The 26,681-nt window shown below is 65.4% G+C and carries 26 protein-coding genes; 9 read left to right on the top strand and 17 right to left on the bottom strand.

The window, feature by feature from the left end:
• Positions 1–99: 99 nt before the first annotated feature.
• On the top strand, positions 100–918 hold the full coding sequence (locus VGN68_RS06480; protein WP_327474960.1) for a hypothetical protein: 819 nt from the start codon (positions 100–102) through the stop codon (positions 916–918).
• 338 nt (positions 919–1,256) lie between these two features.
• Here the strand turns inward: VGN68_RS06480 and VGN68_RS06485 are convergent, their stop codons facing one another.
• On the bottom strand, positions 1,257–2,165 hold the full coding sequence (locus VGN68_RS06485) for an IS1595 family transposase (protein WP_327474962.1): 909 nt from the start codon (positions 2,163–2,165) through the stop codon (positions 1,257–1,259).
• Positions 2,166–2,191: 26 nt separating this feature from the next.
• On the opposite strand from VGN68_RS06485, the gene VGN68_RS06490 reads away from it, so the two are divergent.
• Together VGN68_RS06490 and VGN68_RS06495 are read left to right on the top strand one after the other, a co-directional pair.
• Positions 2,192–2,509 (top strand): hypothetical protein, encoded by a 318-nt coding sequence (locus VGN68_RS06490; RefSeq protein ID WP_327474964.1) that lies wholly within the window; start codon positions 2,192–2,194, stop codon positions 2,507–2,509.
• Between the two features lie 168 nt (positions 2,510–2,677).
• A complete protein-coding gene (locus tag VGN68_RS06495) occupies positions 2,678–3,148 on the top strand; it encodes a RidA family protein (RefSeq protein ID WP_327474966.1) in 471 nt (156 codons plus the stop codon).
• Positions 3,149–3,472: 324 nt separating this feature from the next.
• On the opposite strand, the gene VGN68_RS06500 is transcribed toward VGN68_RS06495, so the two are convergent.
• The gene (locus VGN68_RS06500; RefSeq protein WP_327474968.1) at positions 3,473–3,643 is read right to left on the bottom strand and encodes a Flp family type IVb pilin; all 171 of its coding nucleotides are present in this window, start codon (positions 3,641–3,643) and stop codon (positions 3,473–3,475) included.
• Between the two features lie 359 nt (positions 3,644–4,002).
• Here VGN68_RS06500 and VGN68_RS06505 point away from each other — a divergent pair, with 359 nt between their 5' ends.
• Positions 4,003–4,671: a hypothetical protein gene (locus tag VGN68_RS06505; RefSeq protein ID WP_327474970.1), complete on the top strand. Its 669-nt coding sequence runs from the start codon at positions 4,003–4,005 to the stop codon at positions 4,669–4,671.
• On the opposite strand, the gene VGN68_RS06510 is transcribed toward VGN68_RS06505, so the two are convergent.
• From VGN68_RS06510 to VGN68_RS06535, 6 genes are all read right to left on the bottom strand, one after another.
• Positions 4,668–5,243, bottom strand: a complete 576-nt coding sequence (locus VGN68_RS06510) for an OmpA family protein (protein WP_327474973.1) — start codon at positions 5,241–5,243, stop codon at positions 4,668–4,670. The genes VGN68_RS06505 and VGN68_RS06510 overlap by 4 nt on opposite strands.
• Positions 5,240–5,785 (bottom strand): hypothetical protein, encoded by a 546-nt coding sequence (locus VGN68_RS06515; RefSeq protein ID WP_327474974.1) that lies wholly within the window; start codon positions 5,783–5,785, stop codon positions 5,240–5,242. Before VGN68_RS06515 ends, VGN68_RS06510 begins: the two co-directional genes overlap by 4 nt.
• A gap of 83 nt (positions 5,786–5,868) precedes the next feature.
• Complete coding sequence (locus tag VGN68_RS06520) at positions 5,869–6,489, bottom strand: response regulator transcription factor (protein ID WP_327474975.1); 621 nt, start codon at positions 6,487–6,489, stop codon at positions 5,869–5,871.
• Between the two features lie 66 nt (positions 6,490–6,555).
• Positions 6,556–7,296, bottom strand: coding sequence for a hypothetical protein (locus VGN68_RS06525; protein WP_327474976.1), 741 nt, complete (start codon positions 7,294–7,296; stop codon positions 6,556–6,558).
• A gap of 89 nt (positions 7,297–7,385) precedes the next feature.
• On the bottom strand, positions 7,386–9,545 hold the full coding sequence (locus tag VGN68_RS06530; RefSeq protein ID WP_327474978.1) for a S9 family peptidase: 2,160 nt from the start codon (positions 9,543–9,545) through the stop codon (positions 7,386–7,388).
• Positions 9,546–9,600: 55 nt separating this feature from the next.
• Positions 9,601–10,050: a hypothetical protein gene (locus tag VGN68_RS06535; RefSeq protein ID WP_327474980.1), complete on the bottom strand. Its 450-nt coding sequence runs from the start codon at positions 10,048–10,050 to the stop codon at positions 9,601–9,603.
• 275 nt (positions 10,051–10,325) lie between these two features.
• Here VGN68_RS06535 and VGN68_RS06540 point away from each other — a divergent pair, with 275 nt between their 5' ends.
• On the top strand, positions 10,326–10,907 hold the full coding sequence (locus VGN68_RS06540) for a TetR/AcrR family transcriptional regulator (protein ID WP_327474982.1): 582 nt from the start codon (positions 10,326–10,328) through the stop codon (positions 10,905–10,907).
• Here VGN68_RS06540 and VGN68_RS06545 read toward each other — a convergent pair.
• The 4 genes from VGN68_RS06545 to VGN68_RS06560 all read right to left on the bottom strand — a co-directional run bounded on the left by VGN68_RS06545 (position 10,904) and on the right by VGN68_RS06560 (position 15,584).
• Entirely contained in the window at positions 10,904–11,470 is a 567-nt protein-coding gene (locus VGN68_RS06545; protein WP_327474984.1) for a hypothetical protein, read from the bottom strand. The genes VGN68_RS06540 and VGN68_RS06545 overlap by 4 nt on opposite strands.
• Before the next feature lie 111 nt (positions 11,471–11,581).
• Entirely contained in the window at positions 11,582–12,763 is a 1,182-nt protein-coding gene (locus tag VGN68_RS06550; protein ID WP_327474986.1) for a GGDEF domain-containing protein, read from the bottom strand.
• Between the two features lie 100 nt (positions 12,764–12,863).
• Positions 12,864–13,880, bottom strand: coding sequence for a LacI family DNA-binding transcriptional regulator (locus tag VGN68_RS06555; RefSeq protein ID WP_327474988.1), 1,017 nt, complete (start codon positions 13,878–13,880; stop codon positions 12,864–12,866).
• 84 nt (positions 13,881–13,964) lie between these two features.
• Entirely contained in the window at positions 13,965–15,584 is a 1,620-nt protein-coding gene (locus VGN68_RS06560) for a CHASE domain-containing protein (protein ID WP_327474991.1), read from the bottom strand.
• 171 nt (positions 15,585–15,755) lie between these two features.
• On the opposite strand from VGN68_RS06560, the gene VGN68_RS06565 reads away from it, so the two are divergent.
• On the top strand, positions 15,756–16,412 hold the full coding sequence (locus VGN68_RS06565; RefSeq protein ID WP_327474992.1) for a glutathione S-transferase family protein: 657 nt from the start codon (positions 15,756–15,758) through the stop codon (positions 16,410–16,412).
• Here the strand turns inward: VGN68_RS06565 and chrA are convergent.
• The 3 genes from chrA to VGN68_RS06580 all read right to left on the bottom strand — a co-directional run bounded on the left by chrA (position 16,407) and on the right by VGN68_RS06580 (position 22,482).
• Positions 16,407–17,609 carry a chromate efflux transporter gene (chrA, locus tag VGN68_RS06570; RefSeq protein WP_327474994.1) on the bottom strand — a complete coding sequence of 401 codons (1,203 nt, stop codon included), beginning with the start codon at positions 17,607–17,609 and terminating at the stop codon, positions 16,407–16,409. The two genes, VGN68_RS06565 and chrA, sit on opposite strands and share 6 nt — an antisense overlap.
• Before the next feature lie 143 nt (positions 17,610–17,752).
• Positions 17,753–18,724 (bottom strand): magnesium and cobalt transport protein CorA, encoded by a 972-nt coding sequence (locus tag VGN68_RS06575; RefSeq protein ID WP_327474996.1) that lies wholly within the window; start codon positions 18,722–18,724, stop codon positions 17,753–17,755.
• A gap of 227 nt (positions 18,725–18,951) precedes the next feature.
• Positions 18,952–22,482, bottom strand: a complete 3,531-nt coding sequence (locus VGN68_RS06580) for a CHAT domain-containing tetratricopeptide repeat protein (protein ID WP_327474999.1) — start codon at positions 22,480–22,482, stop codon at positions 18,952–18,954.
• Positions 22,483–22,720: 238 nt separating this feature from the next.
• Here VGN68_RS06580 and VGN68_RS06585 point away from each other — a divergent pair, with 238 nt between their 5' ends.
• The 3 genes from VGN68_RS06585 (at position 22,721) to VGN68_RS06595 (ending at position 24,931) form a co-directional block, all read left to right on the top strand.
• Positions 22,721–23,104, top strand: a complete 384-nt coding sequence (locus VGN68_RS06585; RefSeq protein WP_327475001.1) for a reverse transcriptase-like protein — start codon at positions 22,721–22,723, stop codon at positions 23,102–23,104.
• A gap of 84 nt (positions 23,105–23,188) precedes the next feature.
• Positions 23,189–23,665 carry a hypothetical protein gene (locus tag VGN68_RS06590; RefSeq protein WP_327475003.1) on the top strand — a complete coding sequence of 159 codons (477 nt, stop codon included), beginning with the start codon at positions 23,189–23,191 and terminating at the stop codon, positions 23,663–23,665.
• Between the two features lie 225 nt (positions 23,666–23,890).
• Positions 23,891–24,931, top strand: coding sequence for a rod shape-determining protein (locus VGN68_RS06595; RefSeq protein ID WP_327475005.1), 1,041 nt, complete (start codon positions 23,891–23,893; stop codon positions 24,929–24,931).
• Positions 24,932–25,064: 133 nt separating this feature from the next.
• Here VGN68_RS06595 and VGN68_RS06600 read toward each other — a convergent pair whose 3' ends face one another.
• Both VGN68_RS06600 and VGN68_RS06605 read right to left on the bottom strand, forming a co-directional pair.
• Positions 25,065–26,096 carry an adenosine deaminase gene (locus VGN68_RS06600; RefSeq protein ID WP_327475007.1) on the bottom strand — a complete coding sequence of 344 codons (1,032 nt, stop codon included), beginning with the start codon at positions 26,094–26,096 and terminating at the stop codon, positions 25,065–25,067.
• The gene (locus VGN68_RS06605) at positions 26,089–26,664 is read right to left on the bottom strand and encodes a phosphoribosyltransferase (protein WP_327475009.1); all 576 of its coding nucleotides are present in this window, start codon (positions 26,662–26,664) and stop codon (positions 26,089–26,091) included. Before VGN68_RS06605 ends, VGN68_RS06600 begins: the two co-directional genes overlap by 8 nt.
• Positions 26,665–26,681: the final 17 nt, after the last annotated feature.

Genomic DNA, 26,681 nt, shown 5'->3' on the forward strand with positions numbered 1-26,681 from the left:
CAATGCCCAACTTTTCCGCCCCCTTTTTTTGGAGTCATCCATAAGGGGTCTATTGCATGTCACGCGGGAGCCGCGTATAGGAGTGTAATGAGTGACGCCATGAACGATCTGTTTGCGGGCCTGCCTTCTCCGGAAGATGTCGGCAAATGGGAAAGGGCGAGCGCCGAACTCGGCGAAAAAATTAAAGAGCTTTCAGATCGAAAGCTGCGCGTTGATGAGCTTATTGAGCGCGCGAAACTGATCTTCTCACCCGATCCTTCCCGCCAGGTAGAAACGATTTCGCCCTCTGTGGTTGATTCGGAGCCCCCGAAGTCAAGTGACGGCGCTCGAATGCCAAAGGGAATTTGGATGTCATCAATACTGGAGGTGGCTCGCGCTAAACCGGATGGGCTGTCCTACGAAGATGTTAGGAGCCAGCTTCCAGAGCGCCTTCAAAATCAGATTGTTAGAGGAAATAATAAGGCCTTCTATGGCTCAATGAGGCGTTTGGAGCGCGACGGGCTAGTTGTGCGATATAATGGCCACTTGTTCACCCCGGAGGGCTACGAGAGATTCAAAAAATCTCCCGAACATGGGAGTCTTACGGCTCAAGGGGGGGCTAAGCGTGGGTCGCCTATCGGAGACGCAATTAAGGCTTTCTTGGAAAAGAACGGACCATCTAAGGCGCTGCAAATTAAAGAACATCTTTGCCTTACGCCCGAATTTCGGAGCCCGTTGCTCCGGAATTCATCTGCTCTCTACAATGTCCTAAAACGGCTGTCCGATAGAAACGAGATCATCCACGACAAGGAAAATGCTCTTTTTTCCGTCGCGGACGAGAATGAGGCCCCGAACGACAAAGTCGCCGGGGCCTCAGAAGCCGGAGAAGTTGGCGCTTCTCCAAACGAGAACCGATCACTCTTTCGATTGATCGGCTGAACCTTTGCCTTGGAACGGCGCCGACCGGGGACGGTTCATTTCCCCGGAGAAAGGAGACCCTAGATGCTTACTACAGGACTGATCGCACTGGGGGTCGTAATGACCCTAACCGCGATCCTGTTAATATAACGTCTAAGGCCGGGGCGGGTCGCGATAGCGGCTCGCCCTGTCCCATATCTAGCAAATCCCCGGATTCTCGTCTATAGTGAAGTGTATGGACCGCATTTCCCTAGCGGACGCGCTTGCGTCCGGCGATTTAGAGCCCTTCATCAAGCAAGCGGAAGCGCAAGGCATAGGCCCCGCCGATCGCTCTGACTTTGAGACAATGGTGGGGCGCATCACAGCGCCCCAACCAGAAGATCAAACATCCCATTCACCCGCTCGCGGTTTGTCGCGCGGAAAGTGAACTCCGACAGATAGCGTTGCATATGCTTGCTGCTGATCTGGACGTGGGTCGAGCGGATCGACGCTTTGAACAGGCGCCAAAAGCCTTCCACGGTGTTGACGTGGAACGTCTCGCCAGTGCGATAGTCGTAGTGAGCATATTCCTTCGCGCCGTGCTTCACAGCGCCATGCGTGAAGCCGTCACCAGTGAGTAAGTTGTAGCTGTAGAGTTCGTCGGTCGAGACGACCGAGCCCGGCTCCACGTTGTCCAGAACGACGTTGCGGAGCGTGTCCTTTTTGACGTCGGGGATGACCACTGCCTTCATCGGGCCGTCGCGGCTGATAAGGCCCATCACGATCGTCTTGCCCGGTGCGCCCCGACCGCGCTTGCCACCCGAACGGCGACCGCCAACATAGGCTTCGTCCAGTTCGACGTGACCAGCCAGCAGCGCGTCAAACGATTGAGCCTTGGCGGTCAGGTCGCGGATTTGCTGCCCGATGCGATAGGCCGTCTTATACGTCACCCCAAGCTGGCGCTGGAGTTCTTTACCGCTGACACCGTGGCGCGTCGTGCAGAACAGGTACATTGCGTAGAACCAGCTAACCAGCGGGGTGCGCGTGTCGTGTAGGATCGTGTTGGCCGTCGGGTTCACGTGATAGCCGCACGACGCGCAAACGTAGGTGCGGCGCTTCGCCAGCTTGTGAAAGGTCGAGTCCACGACGCCGCACTTGGGGCAGTCGAAACGGGTGCCGCCGAAACGAACTTGCATGATGTGTTCAAGGCAGGCGTCATCGGTCGGGAAGCGAGCAAAGAACTCGCGAACGCTGAACTCGGGGCTGGCGGAGGGGCTCTTCTTGGTCATGCCATCTTAATGGCAGAATTCCATACATGCGTCAAGGGGATAAACGGGTAATTGAAAGGCAATTGCCAATCGTTTGGCTCGTTAATGGCAAAATCAGGGTTTTGGACAACAAGCTTGGTGCCATCGATAAGGCGCTAATTGTACTTTATTACACTAGAGCGCCCATTGCATCGAAAGATATCGTTTCTCATATTAAGTATTCCAACGCTTCAGTGTTTAGGAAGAAAGTCCTAAAGCCTGCCGATAGCGAGATGTTGCTGGAATTTGATGAGAAATCTGATTTGGTTCACATCTCGCCGCTGGGATCGGAGCGGGTAGAGAAGCTTCTGGCGCAGCGAACCTAGACCAGCGATTTTGGATTACGGTGACGGTTCACCTAATCCAAATCCGTGTGAACAGGCCTGCTCTCTCCTTAACCCCAATTCTCTGCCGGCCTGCACTGCCGCCAGCCTTGCACCCCCACCAAAGCAATGTCACCTTCCCGCTCCGATCGGCGAACAGGGGAGATGATTATGCGAACCATTCAGGCTGCCGCCGCGACAGCGATCCTGGGCCTTGCCCTTCTCGCCGCGCCCACCACCGCCCGTGACCCCGCCAACGTCCTGATGCCCGAAAATCCCGAGGCGCGGGCGTTTCAGGAGGCGGTGGGCTATGCGACCGCGGTGATCGCGGGCGACACCATCTATCTGTCGGGGGTGGTTGCGGGGCCGGCGGAGGGGGAGAGCGATCTGGCGCCCGGATATGAGCGCGCCTTTGCGCATATCGCCGCGACGCTGGCGCGCGCGGGGGCGAGCTGGGACGATGTGGTCGACATCACCACCTTTCACACCGACCTGGCCGCGCACATCGACGGCTTTGCCGCGGTCAAGAACCGCCATGTGAAGGCACCCTTTCCGGCGTGGACCGCGATCGGGGTGTCGCGATTGTACGAGCCGACGGCGGTGGTCGAGATCAAGGTCGTGGCGCGGGTGGTGAAGAAGTAGGGGTTGGGTTGGGGGCTCTCCGCCGTATCGTCACCCACGCTCTCCCTTTGAAACAATCGGTCGTTCCCCGGCGAAAGCCGGGGTCCAGGGCGTGTTCGACAGACGCGGGCGCTTTGGCGCTCTGGGCCCCGGCTTTCGCCGGGGAGCGGTTGTTGCAAGCGTGGATGGGGATGGCGTGGCGGGATGCGGCCCTCCTAATTCAGCGCGTCGTTGATCGTGTCGAAGGGCCGTTCTTTCCTTTGGCGTCGCAAGAAGAAGAACAGTGCTTCGACAAGCTCAGCACGAACGGATTTGGAGACGGTGCAGATTTAGCGGCATGATGCTCTAATTCAGCGCGTCGTTGATCGTGTTGAAGATGTTGGCAAGGCTGAGGCCGAGCATCTGGAAGGCGATGATGCTGGCGAGCGCGATCAGCGCGGCGATCAGGCCATATTCGATCGCGGTGGCGCCGCGCTGGTCGGTGCGCAGCTTGGTTCGCTGGTTGGGTCTGGTCATGCTTGTTCCCGCTGGTGTCTGGCGCGTTGGTCCCCGTCGCTGTGGCTAGGGCTTGCGGGCGAACAGGGTGTTTGCAGGTGCGGTTAACGGCGCGGCAGCGATGGGTGCGGTGCGTTTTGGCTTGACAAAATAACCAATTTGGTTCATATGGATCATCATTCTATCCAGAAATGATATGGGAGATTGGTGTGGGGCGGTTGGTGGAGCGGGGTTCGTGGGGGGCGGCCGGGGTTGCAGAGGGTGGTGCTGCGGCCCTCCCCGCTGCGACTAGCGAACAAGTTCGCAAGTCTCGCTACCCCTCCCGCAAGCGGGAGGGGGTCAAGGAACGGGGGGAGGGGGGCAAGAAGACCAATCCCTTCATGCCGGGGCTGCGGGTGCGGGAGGACGGGTTTACCGCGGCGCGGACGCGGGTGTTTCTGGCGGTGCTGGCGAAGACCGGGTGCGTCAGCGATGCGGCGCGGGTGGCGGGGGTCAGCCGGACGTCGGTCAACCGGTCGCGCAGCCTGTTCGCGCCGTTCGATGCGGCGTGCCGCGAGGCGCTGGCCAAGGCGCTGCGCGGGCTGGAGGCGGTCGCGTACCAGCGCGCGGTCGAGGGGCGCGAGACGGTGGTGATCCGCGGCGGGCGTGAGGTCGAGCGGCGGATCGCGCCGTCGGACGCGCTGCTGGCGCTGCTGATCAAGCGCGGCGAACTGAACGAGGACGCGGCGACCGAGGCGGCGGCGGAGGCGGCGCGGGTCGACGCCGCGACAGCGATCACGAGGGAGGAATATCTGGAGGGGTGGCGGTTCGATGTGGAGGGCACCAAATATTTCTATCCGGGCAGCGCGAAGCAGCGATTGCGGGACAAGCTCGATGCCATGCGCGCGGTGGTGCAGGCTGACAATTGGGCGCATCAGGCCGAGACGGGCGAATGTTTGCGCTGCGGCGAGCGGGCGAGCGGCGCGGGGCTTGACCGGCTGGCGGCGCGGCGCGCGAAGGAGCAGGCGGACGAGGCAGAATATGCGGGGGACGGGCCGCTGGAGGATTAGCGCGGCAGGATGACCTCGACGCGGCGGTTCTTTGCGCGGCCGGCCGGGTCGTCGGCGCCGGTGGCGGTCTCATTGGGGGCGATGGGGGCGGTTTCGCCTTTGCCCGACACGGCGAAGTCGCGCTGGCGCACGCCGATCTGCGCTCCGAACCAGTCGGCGACGGTGCGCGCGCGGGCTTCCGAGAGGCGCTGGTTATAAGCGTCGTCGCCCTTGGCATCGGTGTGACCGATGACCTGGATGCCGCCGGGCGGCGCCTTGCGGATCAGCGCCGCGGCCTTTTGCAGCTGCGCCTCGGCGGCGGGGGTCAGGTCGGCCTTGTCGAATTCGAACAGCGCGTCGGCGGCCAGATCGATGATCGTGCCCATGTCGGTGACGCGGATGTTCAGCCCGCTGATGTCGCCGGTCAGATTGCTGACCGTGCCGGTCATGCCGCCGGGGGGGTTGGCGGGGGCCGCGGCCGCGGTTGGCGCGGGGGCAGCGGGCGCCTCGCTCGCAGGCGGTGGCTCGCTGTCGGCGGCGGGTGCGCAGGCGGCGAGGGCCAGCGCCGACAGCGCAAGCGCGGGTCGGATCATCGGGTGACCGGGATGCCGTCGAACGGGCCGACTTCGGGCAGGTTGATCGACACCGTCGGGCTGGTGACCGGCGGGGCGGGGAATTTGACCCAGAAGATGCCGGGCTTGACCTCGCAATCGGTGCGCAGGAAATTGCCGCTGACGTTCGACGCCATCCAGTCGGCCTTGTCGTCCTTAAGCACGCCCAGGCGCTGCGACGTGCTGTCGTCGATGACGCTGATCTTTTCGACATTGAACGACTGGCTGTTGATTTTCTGGTCGCTCGAACAGCGCAGGGTGACGGTCAGGATGTCGCCGGTGACCGCAACCTTCAGCAGATCGACCTGCGCGCCGTCGGGGCCGGGCTGGCTCTGGATCGCGGCCTGCGCGGGCATGCGGGCGACGGGGGCGGGTTCGGGGGCGGCCATCGGCTCGCGCGTGACGCCGGTGTCCGAGGCGGTGGTGGTCGTGGCGGCGTCATCGGACGGCGGCGCGTCGCTGACGTTGCAGCCCGCCAGACCGATGCCGGCCGCAGCCATGAACGTAAGGTGCCGAATATCCATCGATATTGCCTCCATGCTGATCGTAGCAGGTTTACGCGCGGCCGGGCGTTGGGTTCCCGCAAGCACCGCCCCAGGCGACCGCGCTACGCGATGATACCGGCGTGGCGGGCCTTGTCGGCAAGTTCGCTGCGCGTCGCGGCGCCCATCGTGCGGAGCAGGTGCGAGACATGATTGCGCACGGTGAAATGCGACAGGTCCAGGCTGCGCGCGATCTGTTTGTTCGATTGCTTCTGCGCCAGCATCGTCAGCACTTCGACCTGGCGGTCGGTCAGCGCCGGCGGCGCCGCGGGTATCGCCTGAACCGAAGGCTGGTCGGATCGCAGGACGACAAATTCGCCCTTTTGCAGCGCGCGCAAGCCGGCCACCATGCGGTCGGGACGCACCGATTTGGCGATATAGCCGTCGGCGCCATACCCCATGACGCGATCGATCGTCGCATCGTCGTCGAACATCGAGACGACCGCGATCGACGAGCGCGGGAAGCGGTGGCGCAGCATGGGCAGCGTCTGGGCCGGGTCCATGCCAGGGAACAGCAGGTCGATGGTGAACAGCTGCGGCGCGCCTTCGCGTTCGGCGACGCCCAGCATCTCGTCGACGGTGCCGGCCTGGTGGATCGCCAGATGCGGAAAGGCGCTGCCGAGTAGTTGGCCCAGCCCGGCGCGGAAAATGGGATGATCGTCGGCGATGATGACGTTGTCGATCATGGCATGCGGCTTAGCGCCGCGGCGCAGAATGTCAGATGAATGGATATGGGCGTTCATGGGCTTGGCTCAGTATCGAAGAGTGTCGGGCCACAGGACGCGGTCGCAGCGTGCGATGGGGTCGGGCGTTTTGGCGGCGAGGGCGGTGCGCAGCGCGGAGAGCGCCGCGACCGCCTGGCGCAGCGCCGCGATGTCGAGCGTGCCGCGCGCGAGTTCCTGGTCACCGCCGAGGCGGTCGGACGGGCGGATCAGGGTCCAGCCGAGCGCGTCATAGCCCGTGGCATAAGCGAGCAGGTCGCCAAGTGGCAGCTCGCCGCGGCCGTTGGTCGGGTCGTGCGCGCCATAGGGAAAGATCTGGGTCGACAGCGCGGTGCTGCCGATGATGCCGTGCGGCTGGACCGGGAAGGGACGCTGGATGCGGAGCAGCGCGACATCGGGCAGCGCCGCGTCGATACCGACGCGCAATTTGACGTCGATTGCGCGATCGTCGACCGCGGGCTGGCGCGCGGGTTCCCAGATATAGGACAGTTCGAGTTCGAGCGGGCGCTGCGTCTTTTGCGGATCATACCCGGCCGCGGTCCAGCGCATGAAATCGCCGCCGTCGAACTTGCCGTCTTCGGTGAACAGGCGGGTGAGGGTGATGGTGCCGCCCGCGAGCTGTTGTTCGACGTCGCAGGTGTAGCGCCAGCTTTCGCGATAGGGCGGGTTGGCAACGGGCGGCTGGCCGGCGAGCGGCGGCAAGCGTGCTTCGGCGGCGCCGGGGGCGAGCAGGAGCAGCGGGAGGACGGCAAGGGCGAGCGGGCGACGCATATGTTTTTTTCCGGTTCGGGCAGAAGATGGCCAAACTATCGCACGGGCGGCGGCGCCGCCGTGATCGCGATCACAGCCGCGCCCGACGATCAGCGCGCCGGAGGTGCCGCGGGACGAGTCCAGCCTTTGCGGTATTTGTCGAACCAGGCGAGGATCGCTGCGGCCTTGGCGGCCGATTGCGACGGGCGCGCGGCGATGCCGCCGTGGCTGGCGCCGGGGATTTTGACGAGCGCGGTGGGGACGCCGCGCAGGCGGAGCGCGGTGTAATATTGTTCGGATTCGCTGACCGGGGTGCGGTAATCCTCGGCGCCGACGACGACCAGCGTCGGGGTTTCGACATTGCCGACGAGCGAGAGCGGCGACAGCGACCAGTAAAGTTCGGGCTTTTCCCATGGCATCGCGCCGAGCCAATAGGGGCCGAAAAAGGCAGGGCCGTCGGCGGTGAGCGCCTGCGTCGTCCAGTTGATCACGGGCTTCTGCGTCGCCGCAGCCTTGAAGCGGTTGGTTTTCCCGACGATCCAGCTGGTGAGCACGCCGCCGCCCGACCCGCCGGTGACGAACAGCGCGTCGGGATCGGCGATGCCGAGCGCGATGGCGCGGTCGACGATGCTGATCAGGTCGAAATAATCATTGCCGGGATAAGCCTTGTCGATTTCCTGCGCGAAGGCCTCACCATAGCTGGTCGAGCCGCGCGGGTTGGCCGAGAGGACGGCATAGCCGCCGGCGGCGTACAGCTGGTTGTCGGTCGAGAAATGCGGGCCATAGGCGGTGAAGGGGCCGCCGTGGATTTCAAGGATCAGCGGTACCTTTGTTCCCTCGACATAGCCGGGGGGCAGGGTCAGCCAGCCTTCGATCGGCTTGCCATCGTGGCTGGACGGCGTGGTGATCTTGCGAACTTCGCCGAGCGCTTTGACTTCGCGAAGCGAGCGGTTGAGGTCGGTCAGAATGCGCGCCGAACCGCCGCGCGCCAGTTGCACCTCGGCGGGGCGGGTCGCGGTGCCGCCGGTGAAGGCGATGGCGCCGCCGTCGGACACGGTGAAGCTGCCGCCGGTATAGGGGCGGTCCATGCCGTCACCCGACAATCCCTTGGCGACGTCGCGGACCGATCCGTCGAGGCCGATGCGTGCGATCTTGGTTTCGCCGTGGTCGTCATATTGCGCGTAAAGCGCGCGGCCGCCCTCGCCCCACTGGATCGCATCGACGCTGTAATCCCAATTTTCGGTGAGGTTGCGGCGCCCCGAGCCATCGCGATTCATCACATAGAGGTGGGTGTTTTCATAAGCGCGGCGGGCGTCGTCGAAACCGAGATATGCGATCTTGCCGCCGTCGGGCGAGACCAAAGGATTGGCGTCCGGGCCGTTGCGGTCGGTAAGCGCGGTGATGCGGCCGCTGGCGACGTCGAGCGCGTAGATCTCGCTTTCGAGCGGGTCGGTTTCCCAGTCGGGCTTGCGATTGGCGGCGAAATACAGCGTGCGGCCGTCGCGCGACCAGCTCAAAGGTCCATTGTCGTGATAGGGACCAAAGGTCAGCTGGCGCGGCGCGCCGCCGGTGGCGGGGACGAGAAAGATTTTTTCGAACCCCGGTTCGACATAGCCCTGTCCGTCGGCGCGGTAGGTGAGGAGGTCGCGCACTTCGAGCGGCTCGGCCCAAGTCGCGCCCTTCGGCTTGTTGGCGGGCGCGGCGCCGAGTTTGAGCCCCTCGTCCTTGACCAGCATCGTGTAGGCGATCGAACGGCCGTCGGGTGCCCAGGCGAGCGACGAGGGCGCAGTCGGCAGGCCGGTCAGCCGCACCGCCTCGCCGCCCTGCATCCAGCGCACCCACAGCTGCGCGCTGCCGCCCTCGGTCGAGGCATAGGCCAGGCGCTTGCCGTCGGGCGACCAGCGCGGGGCGAAAGCACCGCCCTGCCGTCCCGCCAGCGGGGTTTCTTCGCCGGTCGCGGTGTCGATCAGCCAGATGCTGCTGACCGCGCGATCGGTCATGATGTCGTTTGCTCGGCGGACATAGGCGATGTGGCGCCCGTCGGGGCTGATCTGCGGATCGGCGGCGATGGCGAGGTCGAACAGGTCGGCGCCGGTCAGGCGGCGTTCGGGGGCGGTGCGTGCGCTGCCGACCGCGGCGGCGGATGTGGCGGCGGGTGCGGGTTTGGGGGCGACCTCTTCCGGCGCGGGCGGCACGGGTGCGTCTTGCGCGACGCTGGGTTGCCCCGAAAACACGAGCAGGCTTGCGCCCAAAATTGCCAGTTTGCGCATGAAAAGCCGCCCCTTTTTGTCCAAGAGGCAGGTTTGTATCTTTCGCGGCGGCGCGTCAACCGGGGCTGTTTTGGCCTTGATGCGAAAGGGGGAGATTTCGATCCCGATCGTCGCGCGGGGTGCGGAAGGTCGAGGCGAGCACGGCGCCGATTGCGGCGGTGGTGACGACCATCAGCGCCACCGCCAGATTGATCCCGCCGACCGCGACCTCGCTGCCGTCGCTGTGGCGCATCGTGCCGCCGTAGAGCGGACTGAGCGCGTAGGCGACGAGGAAGCCCATCGATATGGCGAAGGCAATCAGCGCGGGAAGGCGCAGCTGGCGGCACCACCAGATCAGCCACAGGCAAAGTATCGCGAGCGAGCTGTTAGTGAGTAGCTGCCAAACCTCGTGCAGCCGGGCGTGGCCGGGCCAGTCGGGGTTGACGACGTGCATCGCCCCCAATTCGAGGATCGGGGTGAGCACGCCGAAAGGGATCAGGGCGAGCGAGAGGATGATACGGCGCATCGGGCAACTCCAATTGACACTGTCAATATACGCGCATTAAATTGACAATGTCAATCAAGATCGTTGCCCGTCGATCTCTCGCGCCGCCGTTGAGAGAATGTCGTCAAAGACGGCGGGATCGGGCGATGGCTGGAGCACGGAGCGATCGTGGTAGCCGATCCCTTTCGGCCGGTGCCCGGCCGCGCCAAAGATGGGCCCTGCCGTAACAATCAGCGCCGACCAGCATGGGTGACATCGAACTTGCGTCGCCCGATTGACAGCGTCAATACAGGGCCATGAAGAGAGGCCAACATCATGGCGCGCTGCGCGAGCTGCTGATCGATACGGCGCTGGGCCTGCTCGACCGCGAGGGGGTCGAGGCGGTGACGATCCGCGCCGTCGCGCGGGCATCGGGGGTGTCGCACGCCGCGCCGGCCAATCATTTCGTCGACCGCCGCGCCTTGCTGACCGCGCTGGCCGTCCAGTGCTTCACCGATCTGCGCGCCGGCGCGGCGGCGGCGCGCGATGCGGCATCGCAATCGCCGCGGGCGCGGATCACCGCCTTTGCCGATGCCTATTTCGCCTATGCGCTGGCGCACCCCAATCGCTATCGGATGATGTGGCGGATGGACATGCTCGATCCGCACGACGCCCGATTGACCGAGCTGGTCGACGGATTATATGCCGGTATCGAACAGGATGTGCTGGCGCTGCCCGGCGCGCCGGACGATGATGCGACGACGCTGTTGATCGCGCTGAGCAGCGCCGTCCATGGCTATGTCGCGATGCGGATCGACGGCAATTTCGTCGCTGCGGTGGATACCGCCAGTGGCAAGCCGCGGCATGTCGCGATCGTCGAACGGCTGCTCGGCCCCTAACCGGCGGCGATGTCGGCGGGCGGGTAATCCTCCGCGGTCGACGGGCAGGTGCCTTGTTTCATCACCGCGGGCTGGCCGGGGGTGAACCAGGACGACGACTGCAAGTCCGCGTCATAGTCGCCCGCGTCATAAATGCAGACCTCGGGCTTTGAACCGTCGGGGGCGATCACCACCGCCCAATTATAGCGGTCTTCGGCGCGCCATTCGCCGCCCCAGATCAGGATCCGTCCGCCCGCGACGCGGACGATCGGCACGCCGAGGCTGCGGTCGGCAAAGGCGATGCCAGCGCGCGTTTTGGCATCGGGGACCGCAGCAGCGATGGCCGCCTTGACCGCGGGGTGATCGAGGAAGCGGTGGCCGTTCACGACATCGAACGGATATTTGCCGACGTAGGGCGTCAGATCGACCGGGCCGCGGCGCGCTTCCTTGACGCTGATCGGGATGGAAGGGCTGATCTTGGGTTCGCTGGCGGCGGTTTTGGCGGGTTCAGCGTTCGGATTTTCGGCCTCTGCGCACGCGGACAGGGGAAGCAGCGTGGCGAGAGCAGCGGCGACGAACTTCATGGTATCTCCTGTCTATTCAAAGGTATGATCGTGGGCCGCGGCGGCGCGGCCAATGTGAACCGATTACCGCGCCAATGCCATGGCCGCGGTGACCCGGATCACAAATATGCGTCAGCCGCCGCTTGCGGCCAGACGGATCGATGCGGGGGTGACGGTGCGCACGCGATTGCGGCCGGTGCGCTTGGCTTCGTAAAGCGCCTGATCGGCCTCTTGCATCAGCGCCGACAGATTGGCGCCGGGGGTGCCAATGGTCAGACCGATGCTGGTGGTGGGGACAAGCGCGGCCGGGATGCGGTCGGCAGCGGCGGCGGCGAGCCCGGTGCGCACCGCTTCGGCAAACTGGCGCGCGGTTTCGATCCCGGCGCCGGGGACGAGGAGGGCAAATTCTTCGCCACCGATGCGCCCCGCGATCATTTCGGCGGGGGCGATGGCGCGGACATGCGCGCCAAACGCCGCGATGATCGCGTCGCCGACCGCGTGGCCATAAGTGTCGTTGACGCGCTTGAAATGATCGAGATCAGCGATCATCAGCGCCACCGGGCGGTCGTCGTCAATGCAACGGCGCAGCACCGACCCCGCCCGCGCCTCGAACCCGCGGCGGTTGAGCAGCCCCGACAATTTGTCGTCGTCGACCTGGCGGCGCAGTTCGCTGATCTGGTCGATCGCGACCGCGACCATCAGGCTGATCGCGGCAAGGATCGACACCATCGCCTGCGTAAACTGGACGGTGGTCCAGTATAATGACTGCTGGAAGCCGTCGTAGCTGTCGAAACCGCCGCCGAGCGCGAGCAGGACGATCGGGGGCGCGGTGAGGTTGATCACCGACAGCGCCGCGACCCAGAACAGCACGCGATCGATGACATAGGGTTTGTCGATCGGCCAAAGCGCGCGGACGATCATCGCCGCGATGATCGCGGCGCCGATGCTGATCGACAGGATACGGCCGCCGATGCTGGGCTGGCCAAGCAGGAACCACAAAAAGACCGCCGTTGCCGCCGCGCTGGTGACGGCCATCGACCGCCACGGGATCGGCAGGCCATAGCGACCAATGATCGCGGCGGCGAACAGGGCGCCGGTGGCGAGGAAGCCGATATTGGCGGGAATGCGGTGCAGATCATGGGGCAGGGCGGGACCGACATCGAGGATCAGGAAGGCGATCGTCGAGGCGGCGTAGGCGCCGGCGGCATAAGCGACATAAAGGTCGCGGCGGTTCAGCCACAGCAGGAAAAAGGCGGCCGCGAACAACAGGCCGATGCCCGGATTGAGCAACTGGATGAAAAACTGACCTGACAAATGACTGCCTCTCTGCCCCCCAAAAGGTAGCAGCGCTATGGATAACGAAATGTTACTTTTCTGTGTGTTAGATCACAGCAGCCTATAAAGCCACGAGCCGTCAGGCGGTTCCGCGCACGACTAGATGAACGGGGATGCGGGTGCCGCTGCGCGTGCGTTCGTCATCCTCCAGCGCCATCGCGACCAGCGCCTCGCCAGCAGCGTCGAGATCGGGTTCGAGCGTGGTGAGCGCGGGGTCGGCGAGGGTTCCGGCGCGGATACCGTCGAAGCCGATCAGCGCGACATCGTGCGGGACGCGGCGGCCCGCATCCTTCAGGCCTTGCAGGACGCCGAGCGCGAGCATGTCGCTGGCAGCGAAAATCGCGTCGGTGTCGGGGTGCGCTTCGAGCAGCGCCTGGACCGCGGCGACGCCCTGTGCGTGGCGGTCGGCGGCGGCGGGCGGTTCGGCGATGATCGCGGTGAGGCCATGCGCGGCGAGGGTCGCGGTGAACCCGTCGCGGCGTTCGTCGAACTGGCGCTGCGGCGATTGTTGCGGCCCGACAAAGGCAATGCGGCGGCGGCCGAGTTTGATGAAATGCTCGGCGGCGAGCTGGCCGCCCTCGTCATTTTCGCTGCGCATCCAGTGGAACGGGCTGCCCGGGCTGCCCCAGCAGACGAAGTCGAGGCCCGACGCTTGCGCCTGCGCAAAATAATCCCAGGCGGCGCGGTTGCTGGTGGTGCCGATGACAATCATCGCGTCGGCGAGCCCCGAGGCGACGAAGTCGGCGCGGAAATTGGCTTCGCTCTCCTGGAACGACACGAGCAGGTTGAACCCGCGCGCCGAGGTCGCGGCGGCGATGCTGCCGAGCAGCGCGAAGTAGAAGGGGTTGATCGCACTGCGATCCTCGCCGGGGCGGCAGATGGTGACGAGCGCGATCGTCTCGCTGCTTTTCAGGCGTAATGACGAGGCATGGCGATCGACGACATAGCCGAGTTCGCGCGCGGCGGCGGCGACACGGGCGCGGGTTTCGGCGTTGACGCCGGGGGAGTTGCGGAGCGCGCGCGAGACGGTCGATTGCGACACCCCGGCGCGTTCGGCAACGTCGAACGATGTCGGGCGCAGCATTTTTGCGGTCATGGCGGCCTCTCTCCCCTCGGCGCGTTCTCTCGCCGGGGGGGCGGGGGTTGTCAATCGGGTGTCACGGGCGGCGGCGTGGGTGCGTCAGCGGCCAGGGTCGCGGTCGGGCCAGCGAATGGTGATGGAGAGGCGGTGGTCGGCGGCGCTGCGCTGCCAGCTGCCCTTCAACTGCCGCTCAATCAGGGTGCGGATGAATTGGGTGCCAAAGCTTTCGCCCTCGATCCGCGGGGTTTCGGGCAGATTGCTTTCGGTCCAGCTGAGTTCGATGTCGCTGCCATTGCGGCGCCAGCCGACCGCGAGATCGCCGTGTCCCGCGAGCGCCCCATATTTGATGCTGTTGGTGACAAATTCATGGATGGCGAGCGACAATGCTTGCGCGCCTTCGTCGTCGAGGCGGACGTCAGGGCCAGTGACCGCGGCCATCTGTTCGGGCGAGCGCCCTGCGAGTTCGAGTTCGCGGCGGACGATCTGGCCCAGTTCGACCGAATCCACGGCGCCAGTGACCAGCATCTGCTTGGCGTCGGACAATGCGCGCATCCGGCCGTCGAATTTGGCCTCGAATTCCTCAAGGCTGGCCGATTCGCGCAGGGTGATGCGCGCGAGCGCGCCGATGCGCGCGAAGGCGTTTTTCATCCGGTGCGCCATTTCGCCGATCATCAGCTCGCGGTCCTCGGCATGGCGCGCCTTCTCTTCGGCCAGCGCCTGTGCGGCATCGATCCGCCGCCGCTGCACAAGATGGAGCTGGGTCGCGAGCAGCGCGACGGCGATGCCGAAGATCATGATCGCGAACGGACGCCCGAGCCGTTCGAGCAGACGGCCATAGGAAATCCGCATCGTCCATTGTCGGTCGGCGACATGCAATGTCTGTTCCTGTGCGTCCCAGCCCATCGTCCCTTTGCTGAAGACGAGCGGCGCCGAGGGGCCTTTGCCTGCGTAAATTTCGATGCCGTCGATGGTGTCTAGCTGGGCGCCGAGCACTGCTTTCATCATATCGTCGGTGCGGAAAGGTGCATAGACGAACGCCTCGATCGGGCGCGCGCCTCTGGCGGTTGCGATGGTATCGGGATTGGTGCCGGCCGGCGAGCGGGCATAGACGGGCAGGTAAATCAGAAATCCGGGCTGTTTGACCTTCGCGGCTTTTTCCTGGGCCAGATAGACGATGCCGCTCGCCGCCGGTTGGCCGGTCTGCCACGCGCGGCGCATCGCGGCGCGGCGGGTCGGATCGCTGTACATGTCGAAGCCGAGCGCGGCATTGCGGCGCGGCGTATAGGGTTCGACCAACACGACGGCGAAGCCTATCGGCTGGTCCGTGGTCGGCCAGACCTTGATGTCGCGGCCGTAATTTTCACGCAGTTTTGCCTCGAGCGCAGCGGGGGTGCCGGCGCGCATCGCGGCGGCGATGCCGACGCCCTCCATCCCCGGTGCCTGCACCTGCGGTTGCAGCGCGGCGAGATAGGCGCGAATGCCGGGGCCGCTGGCGGCGGCGTCGGACTGATAGAGCGCGCGCACCCCCTTGAGCACCGCGACATGATCGTGCAGCCGCATATTGACCTGCGCCGCAACGCGCGCGGCGCGGTCGGCCTCTTCCGATTGATTGTACAGAAAACTTGCAGTGGCGGCGGCAAGGGTTGCCAAGAGGATGACCAGCCCGACGAAACGGACCAGCAGCGCCAACAGCCGATCTGCCCATGAATTAGGGCGCATTCATTCTTCCTGCCTGTTGGCTGCCGCGGCAGCGCCCCCCTCGCAGTCCGGATGTTCCACGCGGCGCGCGCGTTGGCAAGATTATTTCGTGGCGCATTGGCAACGTTCGCAACGGGTTGCGAACCGCAACCTTTTGGCTAAGCTGGACACAATGCAATCGGGAGAGACGCAATGATCATTTATGGTTCGCTGGTGTCGCCATTTGTGCGCAAATTGCTGGCGTATCTGGGCGAAAAGGGAATTGAATTCGAGCTGAAGGGCGTCGGCATTGGCGATGCCGATCCCGGGTTCCGCGCCGCATCGCCGCTGGGCAAGATGCCTGCGATGGACGATGACGGCTTCACGCTGGCCGATTCGAGCGCGATCATCCATTATCTGGAAGCGAAATATCCCGAGCCTGCGCTGATCCCGACCGACGCGCAGGACCGCGGGCGGGTGATCTGGTGGGACGAGTTCGGCGACACGGTGCTGGCCGCGTGCGGCGGCAAGATGTTCTTCAATCGCATCGTCGCGCCGAAATTCCTGGGGCGCGAGGGCGATCTGGTGGCGGCGGCGCAAGCGGAGAGCGAAGAGCTGCCCAAGCTGCTCACCTATCTGGAAAGCGCGATTCCCGCGTCAGGCTATCTGGTCGGCGACCGGCTGACGCTCGCCGACCTGGCGGTGGCGTCGCCGCTGATGAACCTGCGCCACTGCGGCTGCGGGGTCGATGCAGCGGCTTATCCCAAGGCGGCGGCGTGGAGCGAGGCGATCCTGTCGCGGCCGAGCATCGCGCCGTGGATTGCCAAGGAAGAGCGGATGATGGCGAAGGTGCTGGCCCCGGCATCATAACGCGATCAGCCATCCGGCGAGCGCAGCGACGGCAATGATCGCGGGCGTGACCCACGCGCCCTTGACCCGCCAGACGATCGCGAGCGCCACGGCGAACAGCAGTATTGCGACCAGCGGGGCGGAGATGCGCGCCGCCGTTGCTTCGCCCAGCTGGACCAGCGTTGCCGCGATCACGCCGACGACGGCGGCGGCAACCCCGGCGAGCAGGCGGTGGAGCGCCGGGTTTTCGACCACCGCCTCCAGCCGTTCGAAGAAGATCAGCGAGAAAGCGAAGGCGGGCAGGAACATGCCCGCGGTGATCGCGAGCGCACCGCCAAGGCCGCCGACGACATAGCCGACGAAGGTCGCAAAGATGACGAGCGGCGCCGGCAGCACCCCGGCGAGCGCGATGCCGTCGAGGAAGGTCGCGTCGTCGACCCAGCCGCGCCCGACGGTATCGCTCCGCACATAGGGGATGGCGGTATAGGCGCCGCCAAAAGTCAGCAGCCCACCCTTCAGGCCCGCGATGAACAGCGCAAGCAGCGTGATCGGGGCGTCCGCAGCGCCCGCGACCAGCGCGCCGCCGGTGTCGGGACCGGCAAACTGCTGGGCGGCCACGGCGGCGGCAATCGCGCCGACAAGGACGGTGGTGGCAAGCAACGGGCGCTGGGCGGCGGCATAGACAAGCCCCCCCGCAGCGAGCGGGATCCAGAATGGCACCCCAACAAGCGTCGCGAGCAGGCTGGCGATCGCGATGACAGCAAGCAGGCGATCCTCGATGATGTGCTGGCCGATACGGACGACGGCGCGCAGAATGATTGCGAGCACCACGATCTGCACCCCAAGCAGGACGCCGGTCAGCCCCGCGTCGCCCGCGATCCAAGTGACATAGAGCCAGCCCGCAAGCAGCATCAGCAGGAGCCCGGGCAGCATGAAGCCGAGCCCCGCAAGCAGGCCGCCGATCCGGCCGCGCGCAATCATGCCAAGATGGACGCACAGCTCATGCGCTTCGGGGCCGGGCAGGACTTGCAGCACCGCGAGCAGGCGGTTGAAGCGCCCCGAATCGATCCAACGATCCTGATCGACCAACGTCTGCCGGACCATCGCAATCTGTGCCACGGGGCCGCCGAATGCCAAGGCGCCAAAGCGCAGGAATTTCAGAAATAGCGCCAGCAGGCTGAGCTGGGACGGGTCGGTCGGGGTCGGGTGAGGGGTCATATCAACGCTCCTTGCGCCGCAGTTGCGACGGGTGGAGCGGACTTGGACGGCGCCGAAATGTTCTTGGCCGTCTGAACGGGCGTCCGCGTCGGCCCGTTACCCCGCGTATCGACGAAGGTGCGCCGCGCTGTCAAGCCGGGTTGCTACAGCCAGCCGATGCTTTTGAAGCGCCAGAAGACCAGCCCCGAACCGCCGAAAATCAGGGTCAATGCAAAGGGATAGCCAAGCGCCCAGTCGAGTTCGGGCATGAAGTCAAAGTTCATGCCGTAAATGCCCGCAATCGCGGTGGGGACGGCCAGAATTGCGGCCCAGGCCGCGAGCTGGCGCGTGATGACGCCCTGGCGTTGCTGTTCGAGCATCCCGTTGGTTTCGATCACCGACGCCGCGACATCGCGGAGGCCAGTGAGGCGGAATTCAGCGCGCTGGACATGATCCCACACGTCGCGGAAAAACGGGCGCACCGCCGGGTCGATGCACGGCAGGTCATCCTCGCCCGCGAGGCGTCCGGCGACATCCTTCATCAATCCGGCGAGCCGTTGGAAGCGGATGACTTCGTGGCGCTGGGCATAAAGCTGACGGATCGCGGCGGCGTCGAGCGGGGTGTCCATGACGCTATCCTCGACCAGCAGCATCCGGTCCTCGATCGCGTCGATCAGCGGGAAATAGCCATCGACGATGAAATCGAGGATCGCATAGAGGACATAGTCGGGGCCATGTGCGAGCTTGGCGGGCAAGGTTTCGAGCCGCGCGCGCACCTCGCTGTGGGTGCGCGCCGAACCGTGGCGGACGGTGACGATGAAATGACGCCCGACAAAAATCGCCGTCTCGCCCGACTGAATCGTCCCGTCGCCCAGGTTGCCGGTGCTGGCGATGATGAACAGCTGGTCGCCATAGACTTCGACCTTGGGCAGCTGTTTCGCCTTGGTCGCATCCTCGACCGCGAGCGGATGGAGGCCAAAGCGTTTGGCGATGCCCTCCAGCTCACCGGGGGTCGGCTCGTACAGCCCGAGCCAGAAAAAATCGCCCTCGGCGCAATCGTCGGGCAGCTCCTCGTCGGGACCGATGTCGCGGACGAGTTTGCCGTCGTGATAAACGCGGGCGGCCATGATCGGCATCGGCGAGTTACTCCGTTGAACTGCCGTCCCTATAATCGGCGCGGCAGTGAAGGGGAAAGAGTTCGTTGCGCGACAGCGTAGCGATTTGGACGATAACCATTCGTGGCCCTGCGAAGGCAGGGGCCCATCACCTCCGCCATCGTTGGCCAGCGAGCGTGGCTTGACAGCTCGGCGCCGGGTGATGGGCCCCTGCCTTCGCAAGGGCGCGGCGGTGATGGTATCGAAGGCTAGTCGTCGCGGTTGGCGATGTTGGTGAAGGCGGCCCAGGCGGCCGGATGCGCCCAAGCGGCTTTCCAGCCCGCGATGGCGCTGCCGTCGGTGCGCTTGCCGCTGCGCACCGCGGCCATACCCTGTTGCAGCGCCTGCGCGCGTGACAACGCCGGGTTGGTGCGGCGCGCGAGCAAAGTTTCGACGGTGAGGACCGCGGTGGCATCGTCGGACACGCGCCAATGACTGGCGAGCAGCGCGTCGGCGCCGGCATAGAGGAAGCCGCGCGCGAGCGCCGACAGACTGTCGCCGCCGCCCGAATTTTCCGCCGACGCGGTGTTGCACGCCGACAGGATCACCCAGTCGGCCGACAGGGTCAGCCGCGCCGCTTCGGTTGCGGTGAGCAGCCCGTCGTCGCTGTCGGTGGGGGTGGTCGGCGGGGTGAGCACCAGCCCCGGCTCGGTAAAGCCCAGGCCCGGTTCAGGAAGCAGGCCGTGGGTGGCGATGGCGATGATGTCGCTGGTCGCCAGCGCCGGATCCTGCCGTAACGCAGCCTCGGTCGCCCGGCCGTCGATGGTGAGCTGGCCCGGCGCGACGCCGAACAATTTGGCCATCGCCGCCAGTTCGACCTTCGTCCCGGGCAGCGGCGCGAGGCGGCGCAGCGCGTCGGGATCGGCGAGCGGCGCCCCCGATTCCGACATGCCGCGAAACACGCCGATCCCGGCGCGCGAGCCGGTGTCGCCGCCGATCAGCACGGGGGCGCCATAACCGCTGAACCGCGTGTTGCGGCGCGCGGGCCGCGGGTCGCGCGCCAGGGTCAGCGCCGCGACCGCGGGCAGGCTGGTAAAGGCAAAGCGGTCGGACAGCCAACCAGCGCGGGCGAGCGTGTCGGGGTCGGCGATGTCGGCGCCCGCGGGCCGGGCGGTCGCCGACAGCATCGCGAGCGGCAGGTCGCCCAGCTTGCCCGAACTCGCGACATAGATGCGCTGGCTGTCCTTGAGCAGGGGTTCGATCGGTTCGATCAGGCTCTTGTACAGCGCGTTGGCAGTGTCGAGGTCGAAGCGGCGATGCCCTTCCAGTTCGAGCGCCGACATCGGCAGCGCGTCGAGTTCGGCCTTGCGCGCCGCCGAGCAGGTCGCGAAATCGACGTCGCAGCGCAGGTCGGAAATCTGTTTGAGGATGACTGCGATGTCCGTGCCCGGGCGGCTCCACCCGACCGAAGTGGGGGTGACGACGAACAGGTGCAGCGCGTTCGCCGCCTCGGTCATCAGCAGCAGCGCCTCGCCCGGACGCAGCGCCCGCTGTGCTTCGGCGATGCTGATCGGGCGCGGCGAGACGAGCTGGCGATAGGCGGGATATTTTTTGTCGATCAGCGCACTGACGCTGGCGAGTTCGGCCTGCACCGTGTCGAGTTCGCCGCGCAGCCGCGCCGCCTCGACCGGTTGGCGGGCGGCGAGGGCGCGCAGCAGGTTCTTGTCGATCAGATTGGCTTTGGCGGCGAGATCCTGTTCCTGGCGCACGGCTTCGGCCATTTGCGGCGTCTTGGCGGCGCCGCGCGCCGCGGTTTGCAGCACTGCACGGCCCGATGCCGAGGCGATCGCATCCTGTGCCGCGCGAAAGGCGCGGTCCTGAATCTCCGCCTGCTGTGTGGCATCCGGGGTGACATCCATCAGCCCGAAGGCGGCATTCATATAGGTGGTGAAAATGCCGCGGTCGGGCGCGGCTTGTTGCCGGTCGAGCGCCGCCAGCCCGACGGCGCCGCTGCCCGCGGCGCTTTGTTCGTTCAGTCGGCGCAGGATCGCGACCGCGCTCGCCGCCAGTGCCTCGGCTTCGGCGGCCTTGCCTTGGCGCAGCAGGGTCAGCGCCAGATTTTCATAAGCGCGGGCGGTGTCGATATGCGCATCCCCGACGCTCCGCCGCAGGATCGCAAGCGCTTGCCGGTAATAGGGTTCGGCGGCGCGGTCGCCCGGCCCGCTGCGGTCGCTGCGGACGAGCGCCGAACCGACATTGTTGTACGCGACCGCGGTCAATGGATGGTCTTCGCCCAGCAAGCGGCGCCGGATGGCGAGCGCTTTCCCGGTCATTTCCGCCTCTTCGGCGGGACGGCCGAGACCGCCCAATAGTGTGCCGAGGCTGAGATAGGCCCAGGCGGTTTCGGGGTTATCCTCACCGAATTTGGTCCGAAAAACGTCGAGCGCCTGGCGCATCAACGGTTCGGCGCGTTCGCCCTGACCGCCGTCGCGCAGATTATAGCCCAGGTTGATCAGCGTTGTGGCGTAGGACGGATGGTCGCGACCGGCGATCCCCGCCTGGATGTCGAGCGCGCGCCGATACATCGGCTCCGCCTCGGCATAACGGCCCTGCTGGTTCAAATTATGGGCGACATTGGCGTATAGCGTGGCGGTGCGCTCGCTGCTCTCGCCGAACGCGCGGCGCGTCGTGTCGAGCGCCTTGCGGATCAGCGGTTCGATCGCGGTGGGGGGCAATCCCTGATTGTCCATGTTGAGAGCGAGGTTGTTCGACGCTTCGGCGGTCAGCGGGTGCGCCTCGCCAAGCCGCTTGGTGCGGATCGCCAGCGCTTTGCGATAGGCAGCGTCGGCGTCGGCGAACCGCCCGGTCAGCCCATAGCTGTAGCCGAGGACGGTATAGCCCAGCGCGGCCTGGGTGCTGTCGTCGCCCTTTGTCGCGCGCCAGATGGTGAGCGCCCGATTCGCCGCGGTCTCGGCGTCGGCATAGCGCCCGAGTTCGGTAAAGTTCACCGCGCGGTTATAATGGTGCAGCGCGACGTCGGGGCCGTTCGGGCCGGTCAGCCCCTCGTCGATCGCCAGCGCCTTGTCGAGCATCGTCGCCGCCTCTTCGAAGCGTCCGAGGCTGCGCAGGGTGACGGCAAGATTGCCATATTGCGACGCGGTTTTGCGGTGCTGCTCGCCATGCAGCGCGATGTTGGCGGCAAGCGCCTGGCGGAACAGCGTCTCGGCGCCCTGCATATCGCCGAGTTCGACCAGCAGGCCGGCAAGGTTGCCGGTCGCCGCGATCGTCTTGGCATGTTGCAGGCCGAATTGGTCGGTTCGGGCATCGAGCAGCGCGCGGCGCAGCGGCAATGCCTCCGCGGGGCGACCCTGTTTGGCCAGATTGGTGGCGAGGAAGCCGGTGGCGGTCAGCGTCTCTTCATCCTTGCTCCCAAGCAGCCTGGTGTTGATCGCGAGCAGGCGGCGCCAATGGGTCTCCGCCGCCTTAAACTCGCTTTGCTCCTCCAAATTGCCGGCGAGCAGCCGATAGCCAAGGCTGGTGATCAGACCGTCGGCGCCGTATCGCTTGGTCGCCTCGTCAATCCAACGTCGATAAACCTCGCCTGCCTCGCGCAGCTTGCCGCCGCGTTCGAGGTCGATGCCGCGGTTCATCAGATCCATCATTTTTTGCTGGTCGGCGTCCAGCGGGCTGGCAGACGCCGGGCTGGCGGGCGCCGCGTCCTGCGCAAAGGCCAACGGTGCCGCGGTCCATAGCGGCGCGGCGAGCAGAAACGCGAAAAGGCGATGTCGACGGTCGGCCATGACGCTGCATATTCCCTGTTTTGACCCAAGATACCGATAAATTAGGATATTGTTAGCGGCGCGGGGATGGCCCGACGCCGCGGACGATGGCGGCTGCGTTCGATATGCTTAAGTTGCGGCGCTTTTCAGGGGTGTGATGGCCATCACTGGCGTGCAGGTTGGCGATGACCCGGTACATCGCGGCCCCTGCGGCGGGCTTTTTGGTGCGCGATGTGGGCCGAGGGACTAGAGGGAGCGAATGATACGGCGCCGCACCAAAATCTATTTCGATGGCGGGTGCCGCCCCAATCCCGGCGTCATGGAGATTGCCGTCGTGGTCGGCGGGGTCGCCGCGGTCGACCGCGACGTGGGAACGGGCAGCAGCCTGGATGCCGAATGGCTGGCGCTGATCGCGGCGCTGCGGCTGGCGCAGACGCATGGCCTGTCGGATTTTGTCCTGCTGGGCGATGCCGCGGCGGTGGTGGGTCAGGCGAATGGCACGATGACGGCGCGCGGGAATGCGGCGTCGCATCTGGCGGCCTTTCGATCGTTGGTCGGCGATGGTCCCGCCCCGCGCGTCAAGCACGTCAAGCGCGCCCAGAATTTGGCCGGCATCGCGCTGGCGCGCGGATGGCAGCGATAAAATTGCCGATTCGGTAACCGCCATGTACTAGTGCCGGTGGGGGGCATCCGCTATCCCCATGTCAAAACAGGAAAGACCGGTGCGTTGAAGCCGACCCATCCCTTGCCCGTGCACCACAGTTGGCCGCTGTACGAACGCGCGCGCTATTTCGCGCTGGGTCAATTGCACGGCACCGGTACGCTCGACGCGGTTGCCGATATGGCCGACCTGGCCTCGGAAAACCGCGCGTTGCATGGCCAGTCCGGCTGGTGGGAATGCGACCTGGCCGCGGGCAACCGCCTCAGCTGGTCGAGCGAGGTCTATGATATTTTCGGCCTGCCGCGCGGCGCCGCGGTGACGCGCGAAGAAAGCGTCGCGCTGTACGAAGAGGGGTCGCGCGCGGCGATGGAAAAATTGCGCGCTTATGCCATCAAGCATCGCCGCGGCTTTACCCTCGACGTGGAAATCAAGCCCGCTACCGCCGCGCCGCGCTGGATGCGCCTGATCGCCGCGCCGGTTTGTATCGACGACCGGATCGTCAAATTGCAGGGCCTGAAATTCATCGTTCCCGATCGCGATTAGCGGACCCTGCGCGCCATCGACGAATGGGCAGTCGGAACGACGAACCGTTGGGTTGGGGCGGCAAATGGCGCGTTTGGCTCGTCCGGCCCTAAGAAACCAACGGTCTGCGCCAGCAGCGTTGACGCGATTTAACCATCGTCACAAGCCGAAATCCACGGGTGTTGCGGGCGTGGTCGCGCGCGTCCCCGATTCTCCAATCCGCATCACCAGGGGCGTTCGGCGCATATGAAATTTTTTAATCGGTTCGGTTCAGCCGCGCATGACATGGCCATCGATCTGGGGACTGTGAACACCGTCGTCTATGTCCGCGACAAGGGCATCGTGCTGAACGAACCGTCGGTTGTCGCGCTGGAAACGCGTGATGGGGTGCGGCGGGTCAAGGTCGTCGGCAACGAGGCCAAGCTGATGATGGGCAAGACGCCGAGCAATATCCAGGCGATCCGCCCGCTGCGCGACGGGGTGATTGCCGACATCGATGTCGCCGAACAGATGATCAAACATTTCATCGACAAGGCGCTCGGCGGGCCGAGCCGCCTGCGCCAGCGCAGCAATGTCGTGATCTGTGTCCCGTCGGGATCGACGATGGTCGAACGCCGCGCGATCCGCGATGCGGCGTCGAACGCGGGCGCGGTTTCGGTGCAGCTGATCGAGGAATCGCTGGCGGCAGCGATCGGCGCCGGACTGGACGTCACCGCGCCGCTGGGCGCGATGGTCGTCGATATCGGCGGCGGCACGACCGAGGTCGCGATCCTGTCACTGGGCGGCATCGCGTACAGCAATTCGGTGCGGGTCGGCGGCGACAAGATGGACGACATGATCTCGTCCTACATCCGCCGCAAACATAATCTGATGATCGGCGAAATGACCGCCGAGCGCGTGAAACTGGCGATCGGCTGCGCGGTGGCGCCCGAGGGTGACGGCATGACGATCGCGGTCAAGGGCCGCGACCTGGTCAACGGTCGGCCCGCCGAGGTGCAGGTGACGGAGGCCGAAATCGCCGAAGCGCTGGCCGAACCCGTGGGGCAGATCGTCGCCGCCGTGCGCGCCGCGCTGGAACAGACGCCGCCCGAATTGTCGGCCGACATCATCGATGAAGGCATCACGCTGACCGGCGGCGGCGCGCTGCTGCGCCGGATGGACGTCGCGATCGCCGAGGCAACGGGATTGTCGGTGCGGGTGGCGGAGAATGCGCTGATCTGCGTCGCGATGGGCGCGGGGCAGGCGTTCGAGGACCGGTCGTATCACGGGGTGCTGATCGCGGCGTAAGGGGACATTGAGAGGGCGCAGCTGCCCTTCCCACTTCGTCATCCCGGCGGAGGCCGGGATCTCACCCTCTCCTATTTGCGCACCGGCGAGATCCCGGCTTTCGCCGGGATGACGATGATTTGAACGCTGGACTTTAGCTGCGATCGTAAGTGTCAATTGCCGCGAGGTGCCTCGCTTTCGCCGCGTCATCCAGAAATGACCCCGTGAAGCTGTTGCGCGCCAGCGTGACCAGCTCGATCTTTGACAGGTCGAGCGCATCGGCGACGGCTTGGTAGTTGGCGTTGACGTATCCCCCGAAATAGCTGGGGTCATCGCTGTTCACCGTGGCGATAAGCCCCGCACGCAGCATGTTTTTCAGCGGATGCGCCGCCATGTCGTCGACGACGCACAGCTTCAGGTTCGACAGCGGACAAACCGTCAGGGTTATTTCCTCGGCAGCGAGGCGTGCGACAAGCACCGGGTCTTCGAGGCTGCGGTTGCCATGGTCGATGCGGTCAACCCGGAGCAGGTCGAGCGCTTCGACCACATAGTCGGGCGGGCCTTCTTCACCGGCGTGCGCGACGATTTTCAGGCCGAGACTGCGGGCGCGGGTGAAGACGCGGGCGAATTTTGCCGGGGGGTGGCCGACTTCTGAGCTGTCGAGGCCGACGCCGTCGATGCGGCCCAGATACGGCAGCGCCTCGTCGAGCGTCGCTTCGGCCTCGGCTTCGCTGAGGTGGCGCAGGAAACACATGATCAGCTTCGACGTCATGCCATAGCGCGCCTGTGCATCGTCGAGCGCGCGGGTGATGCCGGTGACAACGGTTTCGAACGCGACGCCGCGCGCGGTATGCCCCTGCGGATCGAAGAAGATTTCGACGTGGCGCACCGCGTCGGCATGGGCGCGGGCGAGATAGGCGGCGGTGAGGTCGAAGAAATCCTGCTCGGTGATGAGCACGCCCATCCCCTGATAATAGATGTCGAGGAAATCCTGAAGGTTGGAGAAGGCGTAGGCGGCGCGGACCTCTTCGACATTGGCGAAGGGAATGGCGACGCCGTTGCGCTGCGCGAGCGCGAACATCAGTTCGGGCTCAAGCGAGCCTTCGATATGCAGGTGCAGTTCGGCCTTGGGGAGCGCCGCGATGAACGCGGCGCGCTCGGCGGCCGAGGCGAACCCTTCATGCATCGTTGGTGCCCTCTTCGCGCAGGATGATCGCCGCCTCGGGCTTGTGGCGGCGGATTTCCTCGGTCGTCAGCCCGTCGATTTCGTGCGGAAAGATCAGCCACTGGTCGGTTTCGTGGACGAAGAAATCGGGGCGCAGATCGGTGACGTTGCGCCCGGGTTTGAACCACACGGTCGCGATGCGGATGTCGCGCGGCATATTGTGGCGGCAGCGCGCCTTGAGTTCGGCGATGAAGGCGCGGATGCTGCGCCCGCTGTCGAACACATCGTCGATGATCAGCAGCCGGTCGTCGGGATCGAGCGTGTCGATCAGATAACCGAGTGCGAACACCTTCACCTCCGGATCCTGACGGTCGATGCCGTGATAGGAGGAGGTGCGGATCGCGATATGGTCGCAATGCTGGCCATGATAATCGAGCAATTCCTGCACCGCGATCCCGACCGGAGCCCCGCCGCGCCAGATGCCGACGAGGTGGGTGGGTTTGAACCCGCTGTCGATCACCTGCATCCCGAGCCGCAGCGAATCGGCGAGGAGGTCGTTGGCGCTGATGAAGATTTTGTCGGCGGTCATGGGGCAGGGGTAATCGC

Source organism: Sphingopyxis sp., from assembly GCF_035998965.1.
In the GTDB taxonomy this organism is placed as follows: Bacteria; Pseudomonadota; Alphaproteobacteria; order Sphingomonadales; family Sphingomonadaceae; genus Sphingopyxis.

Coding starts and splice junctions, on each gene's coding strand:
- VGN68_RS06480 (WP_327474960.1), top strand. CDS start 100: ATGAACGATCTGTTTGCGGGCCTGCCTTCTCCGGAAGATGTCGGCAAA.
- VGN68_RS06485 (WP_327474962.1), bottom strand. CDS start 2,165: ATGACCAAGAAGAGCCCCTCCGCCAGCCCCGAGTTCAGCGTTCGCGAG.
- VGN68_RS06490 (WP_327474964.1), top strand. CDS start 2,192: ATGCGTCAAGGGGATAAACGGGTAATTGAAAGGCAATTGCCAATCGTT.
- VGN68_RS06495 (WP_327474966.1), top strand. CDS start 2,678: ATGCGAACCATTCAGGCTGCCGCCGCGACAGCGATCCTGGGCCTTGCC.
- VGN68_RS06500 (WP_327474968.1), bottom strand. CDS start 3,643: ATGACCAGACCCAACCAGCGAACCAAGCTGCGCACCGACCAGCGCGGC.
- VGN68_RS06505 (WP_327474970.1), top strand. CDS start 4,003: ATGCCGGGGCTGCGGGTGCGGGAGGACGGGTTTACCGCGGCGCGGACG.
- VGN68_RS06510 (WP_327474973.1), bottom strand. CDS start 5,243: ATGATCCGACCCGCGCTTGCGCTGTCGGCGCTGGCCCTCGCCGCCTGC.
- VGN68_RS06515 (WP_327474974.1), bottom strand. CDS start 5,785: ATGGATATTCGGCACCTTACGTTCATGGCTGCGGCCGGCATCGGTCTG.
- VGN68_RS06520 (WP_327474975.1), bottom strand. CDS start 6,489: ATGATCGACAACGTCATCATCGCCGACGATCATCCCATTTTCCGCGCC.
- VGN68_RS06525 (WP_327474976.1), bottom strand. CDS start 7,296: ATGCGTCGCCCGCTCGCCCTTGCCGTCCTCCCGCTGCTCCTGCTCGCC.
- VGN68_RS06530 (WP_327474978.1), bottom strand. CDS start 9,545: ATGCGCAAACTGGCAATTTTGGGCGCAAGCCTGCTCGTGTTTTCGGGG.
- VGN68_RS06535 (WP_327474980.1), bottom strand. CDS start 10,050: ATGCGCCGTATCATCCTCTCGCTCGCCCTGATCCCTTTCGGCGTGCTC.
- VGN68_RS06540 (WP_327474982.1), top strand. CDS start 10,326: ATGAAGAGAGGCCAACATCATGGCGCGCTGCGCGAGCTGCTGATCGAT.
- VGN68_RS06545 (WP_327474984.1), bottom strand. CDS start 11,470: ATGAAGTTCGTCGCCGCTGCTCTCGCCACGCTGCTTCCCCTGTCCGCG.
- VGN68_RS06555 (WP_327474988.1), bottom strand. CDS start 13,880: ATGACCGCAAAAATGCTGCGCCCGACATCGTTCGACGTTGCCGAACGC.
- VGN68_RS06560 (WP_327474991.1), bottom strand. CDS start 15,584: ATGCGCCCTAATTCATGGGCAGATCGGCTGTTGGCGCTGCTGGTCCGT.
- VGN68_RS06565 (WP_327474992.1), top strand. CDS start 15,756: ATGATCATTTATGGTTCGCTGGTGTCGCCATTTGTGCGCAAATTGCTG.
- chrA (WP_327474994.1), bottom strand. CDS start 17,609: ATGACCCCTCACCCGACCCCGACCGACCCGTCCCAGCTCAGCCTGCTG.
- VGN68_RS06575 (WP_327474996.1), bottom strand. CDS start 18,724: ATGCCGATCATGGCCGCCCGCGTTTATCACGACGGCAAACTCGTCCGC.
- VGN68_RS06580 (WP_327474999.1), bottom strand. CDS start 22,482: ATGGCCGACCGTCGACATCGCCTTTTCGCGTTTCTGCTCGCCGCGCCG.
- VGN68_RS06585 (WP_327475001.1), top strand. CDS start 22,721: ATGATACGGCGCCGCACCAAAATCTATTTCGATGGCGGGTGCCGCCCC.
- VGN68_RS06595 (WP_327475005.1), top strand. CDS start 23,891: ATGAAATTTTTTAATCGGTTCGGTTCAGCCGCGCATGACATGGCCATC.
- VGN68_RS06600 (WP_327475007.1), bottom strand. CDS start 26,096: ATGCATGAAGGGTTCGCCTCGGCCGCCGAGCGCGCCGCGTTCATCGCG.
- VGN68_RS06605 (WP_327475009.1), bottom strand. CDS start 26,664: ATGACCGCCGACAAAATCTTCATCAGCGCCAACGACCTCCTCGCCGAT.